Origin of the sequence: Oryzomonas japonica, assembly GCF_008802365.1 — a bacterium.
Lineage (GTDB): Bacteria > Desulfobacterota > Desulfuromonadia > Geobacterales > Pseudopelobacteraceae > Oryzomonas > Oryzomonas japonica.
Window position 1 is genome coordinate 278,619 of the sequence record NZ_VZQZ01000002.1, and the last position, 18,479, is coordinate 297,097.

At 58.9% G+C, this 18,479-nt stretch carries 14 protein-coding genes; 12 read left to right on the forward strand and 2 right to left on the reverse strand.

Annotated features, from left to right (window positions below; translation table 11 throughout):
- Position 1: 1 nt before the first annotated feature.
- From F6V25_RS04550 to F6V25_RS04575, 6 genes are all read left to right on the forward strand, one after another.
- On the forward strand, positions 2–1,075 hold the full coding sequence (locus tag F6V25_RS04550; RefSeq protein WP_151127436.1) for a M42 family metallopeptidase: 1,074 nt from the start codon (positions 2–4) through the stop codon (positions 1,073–1,075).
- 276 nt (positions 1,076–1,351) lie between these two features.
- Complete coding sequence (gene guaB, locus F6V25_RS04555; protein ID WP_149305656.1) at positions 1,352–2,821, forward strand: IMP dehydrogenase; 1,470 nt, start codon at positions 1,352–1,354, stop codon at positions 2,819–2,821.
- A gap of 145 nt (positions 2,822–2,966) precedes the next feature.
- Positions 2,967–4,517 carry a glutamine-hydrolyzing GMP synthase gene (guaA, locus tag F6V25_RS04560; RefSeq protein ID WP_149305657.1) on the forward strand — a complete coding sequence of 517 codons (1,551 nt, stop codon included), beginning with the start codon at positions 2,967–2,969 and terminating at the stop codon, positions 4,515–4,517.
- Between the two features lie 80 nt (positions 4,518–4,597).
- Positions 4,598–5,068 (forward strand): chemotaxis protein CheX, encoded by a 471-nt coding sequence (locus tag F6V25_RS04565; RefSeq protein WP_246166960.1) that lies wholly within the window; start codon positions 4,598–4,600, stop codon positions 5,066–5,068.
- A 3-nt stretch (positions 5,069–5,071) separates the two neighbouring features.
- Entirely contained in the window at positions 5,072–6,316 is a 1,245-nt protein-coding gene (locus F6V25_RS04570) for a polysaccharide deacetylase family protein (protein ID WP_151127438.1), read from the forward strand.
- Positions 6,313–6,969: a YkgJ family cysteine cluster protein gene (locus F6V25_RS04575; protein ID WP_151127439.1), complete on the forward strand. Its 657-nt coding sequence runs from the start codon at positions 6,313–6,315 to the stop codon at positions 6,967–6,969. Before F6V25_RS04570 ends, F6V25_RS04575 begins: the two co-directional genes overlap by 4 nt.
- 3 nt (positions 6,970–6,972) lie before the next feature.
- Here F6V25_RS04575 and F6V25_RS04580 read toward each other — a convergent pair whose 3' ends face one another.
- Positions 6,973–9,090: a thioredoxin domain-containing protein gene (locus F6V25_RS04580; RefSeq protein ID WP_151127440.1), complete on the reverse strand. Its 2,118-nt coding sequence runs from the start codon at positions 9,088–9,090 to the stop codon at positions 6,973–6,975.
- Between the two features lie 134 nt (positions 9,091–9,224).
- Here F6V25_RS04580 and F6V25_RS04585 point away from each other — a divergent pair, with 134 nt between their 5' ends.
- Positions 9,225–9,818 carry a DUF4410 domain-containing protein gene (locus F6V25_RS04585; protein ID WP_151127441.1) on the forward strand — a complete coding sequence of 198 codons (594 nt, stop codon included), beginning with the start codon at positions 9,225–9,227 and terminating at the stop codon, positions 9,816–9,818.
- A 56-nt stretch (positions 9,819–9,874) separates the two neighbouring features.
- Entirely contained in the window at positions 9,875–10,309 is a 435-nt protein-coding gene (locus tag F6V25_RS04590) for a macro domain-containing protein (RefSeq protein ID WP_151127442.1), read from the forward strand.
- A 75-nt stretch (positions 10,310–10,384) separates the two neighbouring features.
- Here F6V25_RS04590 and F6V25_RS04595 read toward each other — a convergent pair whose 3' ends face one another.
- The gene (locus F6V25_RS04595) at positions 10,385–12,391 is read right to left on the reverse strand and encodes an ATP-dependent helicase (protein WP_151127443.1); all 2,007 of its coding nucleotides are present in this window, start codon (positions 12,389–12,391) and stop codon (positions 10,385–10,387) included.
- A 120-nt stretch (positions 12,392–12,511) separates the two neighbouring features.
- Between F6V25_RS04595 and ppk1 the strand changes: the two genes are divergently transcribed.
- From ppk1 to cybH, 4 genes are all read left to right on the forward strand, one after another.
- Entirely contained in the window at positions 12,512–14,770 is a 2,259-nt protein-coding gene (gene ppk1, locus F6V25_RS04600) for a polyphosphate kinase 1 (RefSeq protein WP_476739184.1), read from the forward strand.
- A gap of 236 nt (positions 14,771–15,006) precedes the next feature.
- Positions 15,007–16,092: a hydrogenase small subunit gene (locus tag F6V25_RS04605; protein ID WP_246166961.1), complete on the forward strand. Its 1,086-nt coding sequence runs from the start codon at positions 15,007–15,009 to the stop codon at positions 16,090–16,092.
- A gap of 3 nt (positions 16,093–16,095) precedes the next feature.
- Positions 16,096–17,793: a nickel-dependent hydrogenase large subunit gene (locus tag F6V25_RS04610; RefSeq protein ID WP_151127445.1), complete on the forward strand. Its 1,698-nt coding sequence runs from the start codon at positions 16,096–16,098 to the stop codon at positions 17,791–17,793.
- Between the two features lie 13 nt (positions 17,794–17,806).
- Complete coding sequence (gene cybH, locus F6V25_RS04615; RefSeq protein WP_151127446.1) at positions 17,807–18,472, forward strand: Ni/Fe-hydrogenase, b-type cytochrome subunit; 666 nt, start codon at positions 17,807–17,809, stop codon at positions 18,470–18,472.
- Positions 18,473–18,479: the final 7 nt, after the last annotated feature.

An 18,479-nucleotide genomic window follows, 5' to 3' on the forward strand; every position in this document is an offset into this window, starting at 1 on the left:
CATGCGTAAAGAATCACTGGCATTTCTGGAAAAGCTTCTCGACGCCCCGAGCCCTTCCGGCTACGAACAGCCGGCCCAGCGGGTCTTTCGCGACTATGTCGCCCCCTACTGCGACGAGTTGACCACCGACGTGATGGGCAATGTCTTTGCCCGCATCTCCGGCAAGGGTAAGGACCTGCCGCGGGTCATGATCGTGGGGCATACCGACGAGATCGGCCTGCAGGTCAAGTACATCGACGACAAAGGGTTTCTCTACTTTGCTGCCGTGGGCGGGGTGGACGCCCACTTGACGGCCGGCAAACGGGTCAATGTTCATACCGCGGGCGGCCCTCTGGCGGGCGTGATCGGCAAGAAACCGATCCACCTCATGGACGCCAAGGACCGGGAAACCGTGGTAAAACTGGAATCCCAGTACATCGATATCGGCGCCAAGGATAAGAAAGAGGCCCAGAAGCTGGTGAAGGTCGGTGATGCGGTTACTTTCGAGAGCGCCTTCACCCGTCTGGCGGGTGATCGGGTGTCGTCGCGCGGCTTCGACGACAAGGCGGGTTGTTTCGTGGTGGCCGAGGTGCTGCGCCTGGTGGCGGCCGGCAAGAAAAAACTGGCCGTGGATCTCTACGGTGTTTCATCCGTCCAGGAGGAGATCGGCCTGCGGGGCGGCACCACCAGTTGTTATGCCGTCAACCCGGACGTAGGTATCTGCGTCGAAGTGGATTTTGCCACCGATCAGCCGGATGTGGAAAAGAAACACAACGGCGAGGTAGCCTTGGGTAAGGGGCCGATTCTGACCCGAGGGGCCAATATCAACCCCCATCTCTTCGACCTGCTCTCCGTAGCAGCCGATAAGGAAAAGATCGACGTACAGCACACCGCCAATCCCCGGGCCACCGGCACCGACGCCAACGTCATGCAGATCTCCCGCAGCGGTGTGGCCACGGCCCTGGTCAAGATTCCGCTTCGTTACATGCACACGCCGGTGGAAACCGTTTCCCTGGGAGATCTTGAAGCTGCCGCCAAGCTGATCGTGGCCACCTTGGAGCGGATTGCGTCCCGGGAGGAGTTTATTCCGCGCTGAAGCGGAAACCCGGGATTGTTGTGAGGGTAAAATACCTGAATCCGTGATGCCTTATGTCGCTCGATCCGTCATTCGGCATCACGGATTCAGAAAATAGCATGTGCGTGATAATTGCGGGGAAAAACCGTGGTACCCCTCTGCAAAGGGCCATTCTACGGCCTGTTCCTTTCACGTTCAGTCACGGTTTCAAGTATACTCCTACCTTCTCCTTTTATCTTGACTTGCCCGATTCCCTGTACTAACTTCTTTAAAATTAATCAGCGAGGAGTTTTGTATATGCCCTATGACAAGTTAACGGAAGGCCTAACCTTTGACGACGTCCTCCTTGTGCCTGCTCACTCTCTTGTTTTGCCCCGCGATGTCAACCTCTCCACCCGCCTGTCCCGCAACATCCCCCTGAACATACCGCTGGTCAGCGCCGCCATGGATACGGTTACCGAAGCCCGCACCGCCATCTGTATGGCCCGTGAAGGCGGTCTCGGCATCGTTCACAAGAATCTCAGCATCGAGGCCCAGGCCCAGGAAGTCGACAAGGTCAAGAAGAGCGAATCGGGTATGATCGTTGACCCGATTACCATGCGGCCCAACCAGAAGATCAGCGAGGCTCTGGATATCATGTCGCGCTATCGCATCTCCGGCGTGCCGATCACCAAGCCGAATGGCAAGCTGGTGGGGATTCTCACCAACCGGGACCTGCGTTTCGAAACCGATTACGACCTCTTGATCTCGGCCCGCATGACCAAGCGCAATCTGGTGACCGTGCCGGTGGGCACCACCCTGGAACAAGCCAAGGAACACCTCAAACATACCAGGGTCGAAAAGCTGCTGGTGGTTGACGATGATCACAACCTCAAGGGTCTGATCACCATCAAGGACATCGAAAAGGTCAAAAAATACCCCAACGCCTGCAAGGACAGCCTGGGGCGCCTGCGGGTCGGCGCGGCGGTCGGCATCACGGCCGAGATGGAGGCCCGTATGGAGGCCCTGATCAGGGCCGGGGTCGACGTTATTGTCATAGATACCGCCCATGGCCACTCCCAGGGGGTAATCGACGCCGTTATCCGGGCCAAATCGACCTTTCCCGGTGTCGAGATCATTGCCGGCAACATCGCTACGGCCGAGGCGGCCGAAGCGTTGATCAAGGCGGGTGCCGACGGCCTCAAGGTCGGGATTGGCCCCGGCTCCATCTGTACCACGCGCATGGTGGCCGGCGTGGGCGTGCCCCAGATCACCGCCATTCACGAGTGTTCGCGGGTTGCCCACAAACATGGCGTGCCGGTCATTGCCGATGGTGGCATCAAGTATTCCGGCGACCTGCCCAAGGCGATTTCGGCGGGCGCCGACAGTATCATGATCGGTTCGCTCTTTGCCGGGACCGAGGAGTCGCCGGGCGATACAATCCTCTACCAGGGCAGGACCTACAAGAGCTACCGCGGCATGGGCTCCATCGGAGCCATGAAGGACGGCAGCAAGGACCGCTATTTCCAATCGGACGTGGGCGAGGATGTAAAACTGGTGCCGGAGGGGATCGAGGGGATGGTGCCGCTGCGCGGACCGCTTTCGGCCAATATCCACCAGTTGATGGGCGGCCTGCGGTCAGGCATGGGCTATACCGGTTGCGGCTCGATTCCGGATATGCAGGAGCAGAGCCGCTTCATCCGCATCACCGGCGCGGGTCTCAAGGAATCCCATGTGCATGACGTGACGATTACGAAAGAGGCTCCGAACTACCGGGTCGGTAATTAGGGATAAACCGCAGACATTACTAAACGCAATCCGCCACAGAGCCCAGAGAGCCAGACGCAGTACTCCCAGGTGAAAACTCCGTGATTCCTCTGAGCCTCTGTGTCTCTGTGGCAAGGTTTGCAGAATTCAAGGTAGGATGCAACACATGACCACCGATATCCATAGCCAGAAGATCCTGATTCTTGACTTCGGTTCCCAAGTGACCCAACTCATCGCCCGCCGCATCCGCGAACAGAGTGTCTACTGCGAGATCCATCCCTTCAACATGCCCCTGGAAAAGATCAAGTCGTTCGATCCCCAGGGGATTGTGCTCTCCGGTGGGCCGTGCAGCGTCTATGACGCCGATGCGCCGCTCTCCGATCAGCGGATCTTTGAACTGGGGGTCCCGGTTCTGGGCATCTGTTACGGCATGCAACTCATGACCCAGCAGTTGGGTGGCCGGGTGGAACGCTCCGACAAGCGGGAATACGGGCGCTCCCAATTGCAGATCGACGACAATAGTGATCTCTTCAGCGGCTTCAGCGGCCATGAAGAGGTGTGGATGTCCCACGGCGACCGCATCGAGGAGATGCCCAAGGGCTTCGGCACCATCGCCCACACCGATCATTCGCCGGTTGCGGCCATGAAGGATGGGCAGCGCCGTTTCTTCGGAGTGCAGTTTCATCCCGAGGTGGTGCACACACCCCGCGGCGACGAGATGCTGGGCAACTTTATCTTTACGGTGTGTGGCTGTAAACCGACCTGGACCATGGCCGGCTTCATCGAGACCGAGATCGCGTCGATCAAGGAAAAGGTCGGAACGGGTAAGGTGATCTGCGCCCTGTCCGGCGGGGTCGATTCTTCGGTCGTGGCGGTACTGATCCACAAGGCCATCGGCGACCAGCTCCACTGCATCTTTGTCAACAATGGTCTGCTGCGCAAGGGGGAGGCCGAGAAGGTTGTCAACCTCTTTACCAAGCATTTCAAGATTAATCTGGACTATGTGGATGCGTCGGCGCGTTTTCTGGAAAAGCTCGCGGGTGTCAGCGATCCGGAAAAAAAGCGCAAGATCATCGGCAACGAGTTCATCTACCTGTTCGAGGAAGAGGCTGTCAAGCTGGGACAGGTGGATTACCTGGCCCAGGGGACACTCTATCCGGACGTGATCGAATCGGTTTCCACCAAGGGACCTTCGGCTGTCATTAAGAGCCACCACAACGTGGGCGGCCTGCCGGAACGCATGAATCTGAAGTTGCTGGAACCGGTGCGGGAACTCTTCAAGGATGAGGTCAGACTGCTGGGCAAGGAGTTGGGGATGCCGGACGAGGTGGTCCACCGTCAACCGTTCCCCGGGCCGGGGCTCGCCATCCGCTGCATCGGCGAGTTGACCGCGGAAAAGCTGGAAATCCTGCGCGAGGCGGACGCCATCGTGCTGGAAGAAATTCGCAAGGCCGGTCTGTACCGGGAGATCTGGCAATCCTTTGCCGTACTCCTGCCGGTGCGGACAGTGGGGGTCATGGGCGACGCCCGAACCTATGATTTTACCGTGGCGCTCCGGGCGGTCAATTCCCTGGACGGCATGACCGCCGATTGGGTCAAACTGCCCTACGAACTTCTGGGCACCATTTCTTCACGCATCATCAACGAGGTCAAAGGGGTCAACCGGGTGGTGTACGACATCAGCCAGAAGCCGCCTGCAACCATCGAGTGGGAGTAGATGCTGCCGAGCACCTGTCAATAACGCATTACGACAAGCTGGAGGTAACTGATTTGTCCGGAATATCCTTTGAAGAAATTATGTTTACCATCATGTCCGCCACCCAGGATACCTTCAAGAGTTACATGAATATCGACCTGCTGGCCGGCAAGGTCGAAAAGAAGGTGGGTGCGGTGGATTCGGATGTGACCGGCATCGTGGGCGTGGCCGGGGACCGGGTCGGCTACATCATCTTTGCCACCGACAAGAAAACGGCCCAGTGCGTTGCCAAAGAGTTACTGATGGTGGACGAGGCCGACGACGAGTGCATCCGCGATGCGGTCGGCGAACTGGCAAACAACATTGCCGGCGTGTTCAAGACAAAATACCACGAGCAGTACGGCAGCGTGGCCCTGGGACTGCCGCTGGTAGTTTCCGGCCAGTTGCGCGCCATTTCCGAACCGCCCGACCCCGATGAGGGCACCAGTATCAACGTGCAGTGCAAGGGTGTGACGATTCCCTTCACCACGGCCAACGGCGCCATCAACATCAAAGTCATGGTGTATATGTAGCTTGTGACAGCGTCTCTGTCCATGCGGTTCGCTTTGGGATGCTGTCTGGCGGCGCTTCTTCTGGCGCTCTCTGGCTGTGCCGCCGCAGTCCCCCACTGGCGGAGCGACGCCTATGCCAGCTTCAACGCGGCCCTTGCTGCGGCCGCCGATTCCCCGGAGCCCGAAGAAACCGATACGTTGCGCCGCACCCTTGAACTTGCCGATCGGTATTACAAGAGCGGTATGGTCGAGGAAGCCGACGGCCTGTACCGACTTGCCGGCCTGAAGAGCCGCCTGTTGTCCCGCACCCTCCTTGCCGCCCAACTGCGCCGGGGGGCCGGCGTGGATGTGGACCCGGATGGCAGCGGTCGGCACGGAGCGGACGTGGACGTGGCTGACGAGATCGTTTCTTTGAACGATGCCGTAGCGGACGAACAGCGCCGTGACGACCCTGTCGGAGCTTCCCCTGCGGCACTAGCAGGACAACCGGGTCAGGCCGTTCAAGGGGCGGATTCAAGGATAACTCCCCTCCCGCAATCCCATGATGAATCGTTCCCCGGCGTCAAGCCATTCGCCGCTGCACTACCCCTCAACGTCACGCCCAAGGCCAGGATACCATCTCCGGCACGCCCACGAACCGATCCGGGGCGCAGCATCATCTACCTTACCTTCGACGACGGCCCGTCGCGCCTGACGGTGCCGATTGCTACCTACCTGAAATCCCAAGGCATACGGGCTACGTTCTTTGTGCTCGGGTGCAATGTCAAGGGGCATGAAAAGGCCGTTACCTCGCTGGTCGCCATGGGGCACCGGGTTGCCAGCCATACGTTTTCCCATAACCTGCATAAGCTCAAGGCTTCCTTTGCCCGGAATACCAACGAAATCGGCCGGACAGCCTCCCTGATCGACCGTCTGGGCGGCGATGGCCGCATGGTGAGAATCCCCTACGGCGCTTCGGGCAGAAAGCTTGTGTCCCAGGTGGCCGCCGAAGGCGCCCAGATCTTTACTTGGGATATCGACAGTTACGATTCCACTAAAAGAGGAGCCCACAACCGCCGCCTTATAGAGAAAGCGGTGCTGGGGCAACTGGCCAAAAATCAACGCAGGCATGCCATTGTGCTCTTTCATGACGGTTCCGGCCATGATGCAACCCTTGCTGCCCTGAAGGACTTGATACCCATCCTCAAGGAGCGGGGGTATGGTTTCGGGCTTCTTTCCCACAACGAAAAGCTGGCGAGCGTATCCACTCCGGGAGGTGCGGTACCATGAAAGAGCTGTTGGGACGCTATGGAGAACTGTTGCGGGAGGTGGATCGCTGGTTCGACGGCTGCATCCAACGCCATGGGGACCAGATTGCCTGCCACCGAGGTTGTTCGGCCTGTTGCCGAGGGCTGTTCGACATCACGGTTCTCGACGCCCTCTACCTGCGCAGCGGTATCGACGCACTGCCGGAAGCCGTGCAGCACTCCCTGCGCATGAAGGCGACGGAACGCCTGGCCTCGCTGTCCGCCTGCAATCCTTCCTTTGTCGAACCGTGGATTCTCAACCGCATCCCGGAGAAAGATTGGGAAGCGTTGATGCCGGAAGAGGATGAAACCCCGTGTCTGCTCCTGGCGGAGGACGGGAGTTGCCTGGTCTACGAGCAACGTCCCATGACCTGCCGTTTGAACGGCATCCCGCTCTTGGACACCTCGGGCGAGGCACTGATGGACGAATGGTGCACCCTGAATTTCATGGGCATCGATGTCGCACAGCTGGAGGACCTCCGCCACCCCTTTCTGGATCTGTTCGCGCAGGAGCTGCTCCTGTTCCGGGAACTTACCCGCAGGCTGCTGGGGGAGGCGGTCAATGAGTTGGATACCTTCATCCCTGCGGCGGTAGTGCTTGATGCCGGGATGGTCAGCGCGCTTCGCCGGAAATGATCCTCACCCCATCATTTGTGAAGGTCTAAAGCGTGGGGCGACCCGGTCCATAATCGGTTCCAACTCGCTTACATTACGGACCGTCGGGTAGCAGGTCCCAAGGGCGCAGATGGCGAGGGCGGGGGAGTCGTCGTTCGCTTCGAAGGTCAGCGCAAGGTTGGGGCAGTAGTGCGATTTCAGGCTGTGCAGCAACTCCAGCATGGCGGGATGTTCCCGTTGCCCACTGAAACGGGCCTCGAACGGCTCGTTCTCCAGCAAGGCCATGGCATGCAGGCTTCCCAGGTGGATCGTGGGCTGGCGCTGCACGTCAGCGGCATAGCTTTCCAGCAACCGCCGGGCATGATCCAGCAGGTCGGGCCTTGCGGCGGCGCGGGCCAGGCGGATGAATGTCTGGGCGGTCAGGGAGAAAGCCGACGGCACGACACCGTCATGTTCCAGAGACGCCGCCAGGGGCATGGCTTCGGCATCACGGCCGGTTTTCAAAAAACGGCCGCTGCCGGGATCGAGAAAAATTTCCAGCGTTTGATCGGCAAGCTTCACTGCCCACTCCAGCCAGGCCGTGTCCAGAGTGGCTTCGAACAGTTCCAGCAGACCGAACGCCAGGAAAGCATAATCCTCCAGAAAGCCCGGAATATCGGCCGCTTCCCCCAGAAAACTGCGCAGAAGGCGCCCATCACTGCGGCGCAGCCTCTCCAGCAGGAACGATGCGGCACGGCTGGCAACCTCCAAGAGGGAGAGATCGCCGGCCACCGCCCCACCACGGGCCAGGGCGGCAATCATCAAGCCGTTCCAGGCGGTGATGATCTTCTCGTCCCTGAATGGGCCGATGCGCCGCTCCCGTTTTTCCAGCAGCAGTAATCGACAGCGCTCCAGCCGCGGGCCGGTTGCCGCCGGGTCCAACTTTGCTTCGGTACAGAACTCATCCAGGCCGAGCGGTGTGTTCAGGATAGTGTGCCCTTCAAAATTGCCCCCATCGGTCACACCATAAAAGCGGCAGAACAGGGGTGCCTCATCGCCGAGGCACTCTTCGATCTCCTCTTTGTCCCAGACGTAGCATTTGCCTTCAACGCCTTCCGAATCGGCGTCCAGCGCAGCATAGAAACCTCCTTCGGGTGAGGTCAGTTCGCGGGCGACAAAGCTGAAGATATTTTCAGCCATGCGGAGATAGAAGTCGTCACCCGTTACCTGGTTTGCCTCCAGTGCCGCCAGCCCGACCATGGCCTGATCGTAGAGCATTTTCTCGAAGTGGGGCACAAGCCACTTCCGATCCACTGCGTAACGGTGCAGCCCGCTGCCCATATGGTCCCAGATTCCGCCCCTGCGCATCCTTTCCAGCGTATGGAGCGCCATTCCCAGTGCATCGTGGTTTCCCGTCGCTCCCTGCCCGATGAGCCAACTCAGGTTCATGGGCATAGGGAATTTGGGAACGGTCCCAAAACCGCCATGCACCGGGTCGTATATGTTGCGTAACTGGTTGAACGATGTATCTGCAAGCTGCTGTAAATCAACACTTACAGTGTGATCAATTTTGCTGGAAAGATTATCCATGGCATCCATGATGCCGCGGCAGTTCTTTTCGATCAGGTCGGGACGCTGGCGCCAGAGTGCGGCAATGTTGGGGAGCAACTCCATCATGCCGTTCTGTCCTTCACGTCCCTGCCGGGGCAGGTAGGTCACAGCCATGAAGGGGCGTTTGTCCGGCGTCATGAAGATGTTCAGCGGCCAGCCGCCGCTGCCGGTCAACACCTGGGACACGGTCATGTAAAAATCGTCGATATCCGGGCGCTCCTCCCGGTCCACCTTGATGCAGACGAAATGGTTGTTCAACAGCGCGGCAACTTGCTCGTCCTCAAAGGACTCATGGGCCATGACATGGCACCAATGGCAGGTGGCGTAGCCGATGGAGAGCAATACTGGCCGGTTCTCGTCGCGGGCCTTCTCAAAGGCTGCATCGCCCCATTCATACCATGCCACCGGGTTTTCGGCGTGCTGCAGCAGGTAGGGGCTGCGGGCAAAAATCAGGCGATTGAAACCCTGGCCGCCGTTCGGCGGGAGCGCGCCCTTGTCCAACGCCCTGAGCCGGGCGATGTATGCGGATGTATCAAGCCTTGTATTTGCCATGGGGCACCTTTTGTGCGTCTGGATGGGAATTGGGGCATGGTTTATTTGTAACTATTCGAAATAATGCAACTTTATTGTTGACAACGACAACTGTGTTGCTATAGTCAATTGTAACAATTAAATGGGGGGGGATTATGAAAAAAGTTTCTTTGCTTGTCGTTTTTTTGCTGTGCGGCGCATTCACGGTGTTTGCCAGGGATACGCTGCCCAGTCCCGATGTTTTGGGCAAGGAATCTATTTTTACCAGCGAGCGTCTGTCCGCCTACGACACGATAGTTGTCAAGGCCTTTTCCACCGAAGGGGCTGAATTGACTAATCTCGACGATGAGGAAAAGAAGATCGTCGATGAAATCAAGCCGACCCTCGTAAAGAACCTGAAGGAAAGCCTGGTCAAGTACCTGAAAAAGGAAGGGAAGTTCAAAAACGTGCTTGCCAACGGCACGCCAAAGGGCAGGGCCATAATCGTGGAGGGCAAATTTACCAAGTTCAACGGCGGCATTGGTGCGGCCAAGTTTTTCCTGGGGTGGATGGCCCCTGAGAGCGGCAAGACCAATATTTCGGTTTCCGGTCGCCTGATTGACGCCAAGACGAACAAGGAACTGGCCACCTTCAGCGATACCCGCTCCGGCGGTGAGGGGGGGGGATTAGGCCGCATCAGGGGGGTCATGCCGATCCAGGCAACGGACGAGGGTGAGGAAATCGCCAACTTCATCCACAAACTCTACTGACCGTTACTAAAACCCGCGCTGTCACCAGCCGCGGGTTTTTTTCGAGGTAAATTCCGATGCGTGAGATCCATGGCAATATCTGGGATTATCAAAAAACTGCCATTGTTGCCATTACTACCAACGGGGAGGTGGCGAAAAACGGCAAGGCCGTCATGGGGCGAGGGGTGGCTGCCCAGGCTGCGCGGCTCTTTCCCTGGTTTCCCGGAAGGCTTGGCGCCTGCATCGCAGAGGACGGCAACCATGTGCATCACCTGGGCAGCAATCTGGTGAGTTTCCCGGTGGAACAGTCGCCCTATGCCGTTCCCGACCTGGGTTTGATCGAACAGTCTGCCCGTGAATTGGCCGCGCTTGCCGATACGGCTGGTTGGGAGATGATCGTGGTGCCGCGGCCCGGTTGCGGGGGAGGGGGGCTATCGTGGCATGATGTGCGCCCGATACTGGAGCGTTATTTCGATGATCGTTTTGCTGTCATCACGGTGGGGTCCCCCTGAGTCCGTGTCACCTTCACGGCGACGTTGAACTCCGGCATGCCGCTCGATCCGCCGTTAAAGCGCCACGGATTCAGGTTACTCTCCCAGCATCTGGGCAAAAAAAGCCGCCGCCATATCCACCGTTTCCCCCCCCTTGGTTTCGCCGCCGTTGGCTGACGCATCGATCAGCAGGTGCTCCGGTATCTCGGCCAGGAAGCGGCTCGGTTTACGCTCTTCGATGGAACCGTACTTTCTGCGGGTTCTACAGCGGGAGATGGTCAGGTGCTGGCGGGCGCGGGTGATGCCCACATAGCACAGCCGCCGCTCCTCGGCGCAGGTCGGGTCTTCTTCAATGGAGCGCTTGTGGGGGAGCAACTCCTCCTCCAATCCCACCAGGTAAACATGGTTGAATTCCAGTCCTTTGCTGGAGTGCAGCGACATGAGCGTGACGGCGTTGTGGCCGTGCTCCTTGTCGTCCTCCGATTTTTCCTCGTCCATCAGCGAGATCCTCTCGAGAAACGCCGACAGGGTGGCCCTGGGGGTTTGGGCCTCAAATATGGCCAGGGAGTTGACCACCTGTTCGATATTCTCGATCCGCTTGCGGGCCTGGGAAGCATCGTTCAGGGTACGGTACAATTCGTCCTCGATGCGCAGGCGGTTAAAAAGGGCATTGACCTGGGCGCCCAGGTCGGTGCGGCCGAAACCGGCAATAACCTCCGTCATCATCCGGTAGAAGCCCCCTACCGCTTTTTTTGACGACTCCGAGATGTCGGCGATCTCCGCCACCCGGCCCAGGGCCTCGAACAGTGGGACGTTATGCGCCAGTGACCACTGGTTGAGATGCAGCAGGGTGTTGTCGCCGATGCCCCGGCGGGGAAAGTTGATGATGCGCAGCAGGGATGCCTCGTCGCCGGGATTGTCGATGACCCGCAGGTAGGCCACGGCGTCTTTGACCTCCTTGCGCTCGTAGAACTGCTGTCCCCCCACCACGATGTAGGGGATGCGCTCCAAACGCAATTTTTCCTCAAAGGCCCGGCTCTGGGCGTTGGAGCGGTAGAGTACGGCAAAATCCGACCACGGGAGTTTGCCGCGGAACTGCTCCAGCATCATACTGTCAGCTACCCTGGCGGCCTCTTCCTCTTCGTCGGCCGCAACGATCAGGTCGATCCCACGCCCCTGGCCGCCGGCCGTCCAGAGTGCCTTGTCGGTACGGATCGGGTTGTTCCTGATGACGCTGTTGGCCGCATCCAGGATCGAGCTGGTTGAACGGTAGTTCTGCTCCAGCTTGATCACCCGACAGCCGGGATAGTCGTCTCCGAAATTAAGGATGTTTTGCACCTCGGCCCCGCGCCAGCCATAGATGGACTGGTCGTCGTCCCCTACCACGCAGATGTTGCCGTGCTTCTGAGCCAGAAGCGAAATCAGCAGGTACTGGGAGGCGTTGGTGTCCTGATATTCATCCACCATGATGTAGCGGAAACGATCCTGCCAATGCCCCAGGATAGCTGTGTTGGATTGTAGCAGCCTGACCGAAAGCATGATGATATCGTCGAAATCAATGGCGTTAAACCCCTTGAGCAGTTCCTGGTAGCGAGGGTACACTGCGGCCGTGGCCAACTCGAGTTTGTCGTCGTGGGCCGGTTTGAATTCGGCAGGGCCGATGAGGCGGTTTTTGAGGCCGGAGATCTTCCAGAGCATCAGGTCCGGGTCGCATTGCTTCGGGTCAATGTCCCGCTCCCGCATGGCCTGCCGCAGCACGCCGGCCTGGTCCGACGAGGAGTAGATCGAAAAGTTGGGCTTGAAGCCCAGCGCTCGGATGTCGCGGCGCAGGATGCGTACCCCCAGGGAGTGGAAGGTTGAGATGATGATCCCGTCCGCCATTCTGCCGGCCATGGTGCCGACGCGCTCCTTCATCTCCCTGGCGGCCTTGTTGGTGAAGGTCACCGCCAGGATGTTGTCGGCGGAGATGTGCTTGTCCTTGAGCAGGTGAACGATGCGGGTTGTGATGACCTGGGTCTTTCCGGAACCGGCCCCGGCAAGAAGCAGCAGGGCGCCTTCGGTGTGGTTGACCGCCTGTTGTTGCGGAGTGTTGAGTCGTTTCATAGGTGATAAGGTGTACCACAAACAGCACTGTGGACGCAAATCTGTTCCATGCTTGTTGCTACAATGCCATAATAATGTAACATCTATCAGGTAGAACAAATCCGCACCCTGGAGACCACGGTGACAGCATCCCCCCGTACCAAGAAGAAGCAAACCCAGAATAAGACCAAGCGAGGCAAGGTGGACAAGGTAGACCCAACACCGGCAAAGCCCCCCAAGACCAAGGCGACGAAACCGAAGCAGCCAGTGGCCGTTGAGAAAACTCCGGCTGCGCCCGAGCTAGACCTGAACGACAGCGAATGGTATCTCAACCGGGAGTTGACGTGGCTGGAATTTAACCAGCGGGTACTGCACGAAGCCGAGGACAGTCGGACGCCCCTGCTTGAGCGCCTGAAGTTCATCGCCATTGTCAGTTCAAATTTGGACGAATTTTTCATGAAGCGCATCGGTGGCCTTAAGCAGCAGATCGGCGCCGGCATGCGGGAGCTGACCCTGGATGGCCGCACGCCCCGCCAGCAGGTCCAGGAATGCCACCTTGTCATTCGCGGCCTTGAGGCCCGCAAGGACCTGCTTTTCCGCCACCTCTGCTCCCTGCTGGAGGAGAAGGGCATCGCCATAGAATCCTACAATGAGCTTACCGCCAAGGAAAAGAAGACACTGCGGGAGCATTACTATACCAACATCTTTCCCCTGTTGACCCCCCAGTCCATCGACCCGGCCCACCCATTCCCGTTCATTTCCAACCTGTCCCTCAACCTGCTGGTGACCCTGCGCTACCCGAGGGCGCGGGAGGTCTCCCTGGCACGGGTCAAGGTGCCGGTCGGCCTGGGAACGCCCCGTTTTATAAGGGTGGGGAAGGGGGACCATTTCGTCTGTCTGGAAGACGTGATGATGAACAACCTGGACATGCTCTTTCCCGGCATGAGTATTGTAAGCTGTGAAATCTTCCGCGTGACCCGCAATGCCAATACAGAGCGGGATGAGGAAGAGGCCGACGATTTGATGGCCATGATCGAGTCCGAGCTGAAGGAGCGGAAGTTCGCCCCGATTGTGCGTCTGGAGATCGGCGCCGGAATGGACCCGGTCCATCGCGGTCGTCTGGCGGCCGAGTTGGAGTTGGACGAAGAAAACGACGTCTTCGAAGTGCCCGGTCTTCTGGCCCTGCGCGACCTGTTCGAGCTGGCTGGCCTCGATTATGCCCGGCTGCACGACCATCCACATTACCCCATCGAACACCCCCAGTTGCAGACGGCGCGCAATATCTTCCATATCATTCGCGACTGCGGCTCCATTCTGCTGCAACACCCCTACGAGTCGTTCTCCACATCGGTGGAGCGTTTTCTGCGCGAAGCGGCCACCGACCCCAAGGTACGCGGCATCAAGATGACCCTCTACCGCACCTCCATCCAGGGGCGCATCATCGATTCCCTGGTGTTGGCCGCCCAGAACGGCAAGCAGGTAGCGGTGGTGGTGGAGCTCAAGGCCCGCTTCGACGAGGCGGCCAATATCCGCCTGGCGGAACGGATGGAAGAGGCCGGCATCCATGTGACCTACGGCGTCGTCGGCCTCAAAACCCATTGCAAGGTTATTCTGGTGGTGCGCCAGGACTATAACGGGCTGCGGCGGTATGTGCACATCGGTACCGGAAACTACCACGCCGAGACGGCGCGGATCTACAGCGACCTGGGACTGTTGACCTGCGATCAGACCATTGGCCAGGACGTGACGGAGTTGTTCAACTACCTGACCACCGGCTTCATGGCGAAACGTAATTATCAGAAGATTGTACCGGCGCCCCGTATGCTCAAAAAGGCGCTCCTGGCGGGGATTGAACGGGAGATCGAGTTGCACCGCCAAAAGGGTGGCGGGCTGATCCAGTTCAAGATGAACGCCCTGGAAGATGGCGACATCGTCAAGGCGCTCTACCGGGCGTCCCAGGCCGGGGTGAAGATCGACCTTGTGGTGCGCGACACCTGTCGGCTGCGCCCCGGCATTCCCGGGCTTTCAGAAAATATTCGGGTTATGAGCGTCGTTGGGCGCTTCCTCGAACACTCGCGTCTCTACTATTTCAGAAACGGCGGGGCGGATGACTATTACATGGCTTCGGCAGACGCCATGAAACGCAATCTGGAAGCGCGTGTGGAGGTCCTCTGTCCGGTCGAGTCACCGGAGCTGACCAAGGAGTTGCGGGCCATCTTCGATATTCATCTCTCCGACCAACGCTCGGTCTGGGACATGCACCCGGATGGCAGCTACACCCAGCGAATGCCTACTGCGGAATCGCCCCACCTGGGCAGTCACCATTTGATGATCGAGCGGGCTTCCAAGCGTCTCAGGGAATCGCTCAAGCAAAAGAAAAAGACCAAACCCAAAACCTGATTTTCAAATTTTCCCTGTGTAACGGCTGCTTCGGCAGCCGTTTTTTTGGGTGCCCCGGGATGGGTGACGAATTAGTATTGCAATAGAACAATTTTATATTATACTGAATGGCAATAAATATATTTTATATATGCCCATGATGATTGAAGGTTAGGTCACTCCAGCCAAAAAGGGGGTTGTGAATGAACAATCAAGATGATGGCGCTGAAAACAGTTTGTTAGAACACAATTGCGCAATGCGTGAGTACTCTGTAGGAGAAATACTCAGGGAACGGGGGGTTTCCCGACGGGATTTTCTGAAATTTTGTTCCGCCATGACGGCGGCCATGGCCCTGCCGGTCACCTTCGCCCCCAAAGTCGCCCAGGCCCTGGACGAGGTCAAGCGCCCGCCACTGGTCTGGCTGGAGTTTCAAGACTGCGCCGGGGATACGGAGGCGTTGCTGCGTTCCGCCAACCCGACCGTAGGGGAGATCGTCCTCGACATCCTTTCCGTCGACTACCATGAGACCATCATGGCCGCCGCCGGGCACCAGGCTGAAGCCGCCCTGGAAAAAACCATTACCGACTACAGGGGCAAGTACCTCTGCGTCGTCGAGGGATCGATACCTATGAGGGACGGTGGTGTTTACGGCTGCGTGGGCGGCAAGTCGCACCTTTACCGGGCGCGCCAAGTCTGCGGCGGTGCCCTGGCAACCATCGCGGTGGGCACCTGCGCATCCTTTGGCGGTATCCCGGCCGCCGTGCCCAACCCCACCGGGGCCGTCGGCGTCAAGGAAGCGGTCCCCGGTGCAACCGTTATCAACCTGCCCGGCTGTCCGGTCAATGCCGACAACCTGACCGCCACCGTGGTCCACTATCTGGTATTCGGCAAGATCCCGGCTCTGGACGGCCACGGCCGGCCGCTGTTCGCCTATGGCAAACGCATCCACGACAACTGCGAGCGCCGCCCCCATTTCGATGCCGGCCAGTACGTGGAGCAGTGGGGCGACGACGGCCACCGCAAGGGGTTCTGCCTCTACCGGATGGGCTGCAAGGGGCCGGCCACGTTCCACAATTGTCCCACTCAACGCTACAACGACAAGACCAGCTGGCCGGTGGGCAGCGGCCACGGCTGCGCCGGGTGCTCGGAGCCGGCCTTCTGGGATACCATGGGTCCCCTGTACAAACGTCTGCCCAACGTGCCCGGTTTCGGCATCGAACACACCGCCGACAAGATCGGCATCGGGCTGGCGGCCGGCGCCGCAGCGGCCTTTGCCGTCCACGGCGCGCTGAACGCCATAAGGAGAGATAAGGAACCCAGCGACGAAAACAGGGAGGGATAGGCAATGGCCAAGATAGTGGTTGACCCGATTACCAGGATAGAAGGACATCTGCGCATCGAGGCCGAGATCACTGACGGCAGGATCACCGATGCCTGGAGTTCCAGCACCATGTTCCGCGGCATCGAGAAGATCCTCAAGGGGCGTGACCCGCGGGATGCCTGGTTCTGGACCCAACGTTTCTGCGGCGTCTGCACTACCGTGCATTCCATCGCCTCCATCCGGGCCGTGGAGGATGCGCTCAGGATCAAGATCCCGCCCAACGCCCAGTTGATCAGGAACATCATCATCGGCATCCAGAACGTGCAGGACCACGTCATTCATTTTTATCATCTCCACGCCCTGGACTGGGTGGACGTGACTTCGGCCCTCAAGGCCGATCCGGCCAAGACACAGGCCCTGGCCGCCTCCCTTTCCGATTGGCCCAACAACTCCGCAACCTACTTCCAGTCGGTACAGGACAAGCTCAAAGCCTTCGTGGCCTCGGGCCGACTCGGTCCTTTTGCCAACGCCTATTGGGGGCACCCGGCCTACAAGCTCCCCCCCGAGGCGAACCTGATGGCGACGGCCCACTATCTTGAAGCACTGGAGTGGCAGAAGGACGTTATCAGGATTCACGCCATTCTGGGGAGCAAGAATCCCCACCCCCAGACCTTTCTGGTGGGCGGGATGTCGATTCCCATCGATCCCGACTCCCAGAACGCTCTCAACGCCGACAAACTGATGGAGATCAAACGCCTGCTGAAGAAGGCACAGGATTTTGTGGAAAAGGTCTATATCCCGGATCTTTTGGCGGTTGCCTCTTTCTACAAGGATTGGGCCGCTATCGGCGGCGGGGTGGGCAATTTTCTCAGCTACGGCGAATTCCCCGATGCGGCCGGCAACCAGTGGTTGCCCCAGGGTGCCATCCTGGGCAAGGACATCTCCAAGGTGCTGCCGGTGGACCAGAAGAAGGTGGCCGAGTATGTGGACCACTCCTGGTTCGAGTACAAGAACGGCCCGGAAAAGGGGCTCCATCCCTGGGACGGTGAATCTGAAGCGAGTTACAGTGGGCCCAAGCCTCCTTACGAATACCTGGATACGGACAAAAAGTACTCCTGGGTCAAGGCCCCCCGTTATGACGAAAAAGCCATGGAGGTAGGACCCCTGGCCCGGGTGCTGGTGGCGTATGCCTCCGGCCACAAGGAGGCCAAGGCAGCGGTGGACATGGTGCTCAACAAATTGGGAGTCGGTCCCGAAGCGCTCTTTTCCACCTTGGGGAGGACCGGCGCCCGCGGCATCGATTGCCTGCTGGTCGCCCGCCAGACTCCGAAATGGCTGGACGAGCTGATCGCCAATATCGCCAAGGGTGATTACCGCATCCACGCCAACGAGAAGTGGGACCCCAGCGAATGGCCCGCCGAGGCCAGCGGCTACGGTTGGCACGAGGCGCCGCGCGGCGCCCTGGGACATTGGATCAAGATCAAGGACCAGAAAATTCTCAACTACCAGGCGGTTGTCCCCTCCACCTGGAACGCATCTCCCCGGGATGCCAAGGGGCAGCGCGGCCCCTACGAGGCGGCCCTGATCGGAACACCGGTGGCCGACCCCGCCAAACCGCTGGAGATCCTGCGTACGGTCCACTCCTTTGACCCGTGCCTGGCCTGCGCCGTTCATGTGGTGGATGCCACCGGAAACGAAGTGATCAAAGTGACCGTTTCCTAGAAAGGAGTGGGGTATGAGTGAGCAGTGCAAATTCAAGAATTACATCTGGGAATTACCGGTGCGCTGGTGTCACTGGATCAACGTGATCTGCATCGTCGTGCTGTCGGTGACCGGCTTTTTCATCGGCACCCCTTTCTCGTTCGGCCGTTCGGCATCTGATTTTACGATGGGTTGGATTCGTTTCATCCACTTCACCGCTGCCTACCTGTTTGCCGTCAGCGTGATCTCCCGGGTGATCTGGTCGTTCATCGGCAACAAGTACTCGGGCTGGAAAGAATTTTTCCCACTCGCCACCGCCAGGGGGCGTCATAAATTGCTCAGGATGCTGCGATACTACCTGCTGATCGACAAGGACGTGCCCGAGACCGTTGGGCACAATCCTCTGGCGACCACCGCCTATATCGCCCTGTTCTGCATCTACTCCACCATGGTCCTGACCGGCTTTGCGTTGTATGCCGAACATGCCCCCAGCTCTCCGATGCACCGGGCGCTCGGTTTCATGTATGCCTTGTTCAGCGACCAGGGGATGCGGCTCACCCATCATTTCGGCATGTGGCTGATCGTCGGTTTTGTCATCAACCATATCTACAGCGCCTGGTTGATGGACATCAAGGAGCATGGCAGCGAGATTTCCAGCATGTTCTGCGGCTACAAGTTCACGGTGAAAAAAGAGGATTAGTGTATCC